Genomic DNA, 2,114 nt, shown 5'->3' with positions numbered 1-2,114 from the left:
GCATAAACTCCTATTACAATAGATTTACGGTTCAAGGCACGGCAGCCAGCCGTGTCTTTTTCCGCGCCGTTGCCAAAGCTGTTAGAATGAGAGTGTCTTGGCCTGATGTTAAACTCCAAGGACCAATGCGTCCGTTGTAAAGTCCGTCAGCCAGCCTCTCCTTCGCAGCGTTCGATTTATGCAGGTTGAGCCGCCACATCGGTGCGCCCGTGTCATCAAATAGATTGGATCGGCAATGATGAAATGGCTGGACGCCAAAAGACAAATCTACGATGAGGAGCGTTGTGCATGAACAATGTAGCAGGGGTCGATGTTTCCAAAGGAAAGAGCATGGTAACTGTTCTCCGTCCCTTCGGGGAAGTGGTGGCAAAGCCGTTTTCTGTTGGTCACACCGGCAGTGAACTCAAGGAACTGGCAAACTACTTGAAAAGCCTGGACGGTGAGACGCGGGTGGTCATGGAGCACACTGGGCGCTACTATGAGCCGGTGGCCCGCTTTCTCCATGAGGAGGGCATCTTTGTTAGCGCAGTCAATCCTAAGCTCATTAAAGACTACGGGAACAACACCCTGCGCAAAGTGAAAACAGATAAGGCAGACGCCAGGAAGATTGCCCGCTATGGGCTTGACAACTGGGTAGAATTGCGCCAACATACTCCTATGGACACGATTCGGATGCAACTGAAAACGCTGAATCGGCAGCAGGGGCTGTACTCCAAAACCAAGACGATGATGAAAAACAACCTCATCGCCCTCTTGGACCAGACCTATCCCGATGTCAACGCCCTGTTTGACAGCCCTGTCCGTGAGGACGGCAGCCAGAAGTGGGTGGACTTTGCCACGACCTTTTGGCACGTGGACTGTGTGCGGGCTATGAGCCTCACTGCTTTTATGGAGCGCTACCGCAAGTGGTGCAAACGCCACGGCTACAACTTCAGCCAGAGCCGGGCCATTGAGATTCACATGGAGGCGCAAGACCTGATTGCCATGCTCCCCAAGGACGCCCTGACCAAAACCATGATCCGGCAGGCCATTGACGCGCTGAACGCCGTCTCCAAATCTCTGGAGCAACTCAAGGCTGAAATGCGCACTCTGGCTGCCCAACTCCCCGAATATCCAGTTGTCATGGCCATGCGCGGCGTAGGCAATTCTCTCGGCCCCCAGCTCATGGCAGAGATTGGTGATGTGACCCGGTTTGCACACAGAGGCTCCATTACGGCTTTTGCCGGTGTTGACCCTGGCGCTGACCAGTCTGGCACCCACGAGGCCAAAAGCAACCGGACATCCAAAAGCGGCCCGCCGGAGCTGCGCCGCGCCTTGTTCCTAGTCATGGACTGCCTTTTGAAAACCATGCCTCAGAATGATCCAGTGTACCGTTTCATGGACAAGAAACGAGCCGAGGGCAAGCCCTACCTGGTTTACATGACAGCCGGCACCAACAAGTTCCTGCGCATCTACTACGGCAGAATAAAAGAATATCTGGCATCTCTGGAGGGAAATTAAGGAAGCATCCTTCCTTGTCGGGGAACGATACTGCATTTACGCTAAAAACATCTTATGACAGAAAGAGAGCGATTAAGATGTTTTTAGACAATTTATCCACCTCCGTCCTCAGATTATGTGATACTCGCAAGCTCAGCTATGAAACTGCCTCGGAACGATGTGACCTCAGTTCCAGGTACTTTGGCGACATTGCCAGAGGCAAAACCGCCCCAACGATCTTGACATTGGAAAAACTCTGCGTTGGTTTTAATCTGACACCAAATGACCTGCTGATTCCCTCGGCAATTTGGAGGGAAATGTCTTTCCGCAAACCCATGCCAGTGACGCAGATCCGCTGCTTTCATTTCCTTCATGGCCTTACTGGCTTCTCAGTCTGCCCTCAATGTGGAAAGACTATGGAACGGGAATACCAGCCTTACTGTGACCGCTGTGGGCAATGCTTGGATTGGAAAGACTTCTCCAAAGCAACCATTCTGCTGCCTCAGAAATAACACTCCTTGATACATATCTTCCTATCTGGCCAGCGCATTTTACCATCTGGCCGCTTTGGGTATGCCCTTTTTCTTTTCATCATTTTCTCCATTCCCCCTATTGACTTTTTATTTGCAGACTTT

The 2,114-nt window shown here is 51.7% G+C and carries 1 protein-coding gene; it reads left to right on the top strand.

What is annotated here, in order from left to right; translation table 11 throughout:
- Positions 1 to 288: 288 nt before the first annotated feature.
- A complete protein-coding gene (locus tag H8S45_RS15665) occupies positions 289 to 1,500 on the top strand; it encodes an IS110 family RNA-guided transposase (protein WP_054328578.1) in 1,212 nt (403 codons plus the stop codon).
- Positions 1,501 to 2,114: the final 614 nt, after the last annotated feature.

Origin of the sequence: Agathobaculum faecis (assembly GCF_014287995.1) — a bacterium.
Taxonomy (GTDB): domain Bacteria; phylum Bacillota; class Clostridia; order Oscillospirales; family Butyricicoccaceae; genus Agathobaculum; species Agathobaculum ammoniilyticum.
The sequence above is the reverse complement of the archived record's forward strand: the minus strand, read 5'-3'. Positions and strand labels throughout refer to the sequence as shown.

Bases quoted from the DNA above. Each gene is read 5' to 3' on its own strand.
- H8S45_RS15665 (WP_054328578.1), top strand. From the start codon at position 289: ATGAACAATGTAGCAGGGGTCGATGTTTCCAAAGGAAAGAGCATGGTA.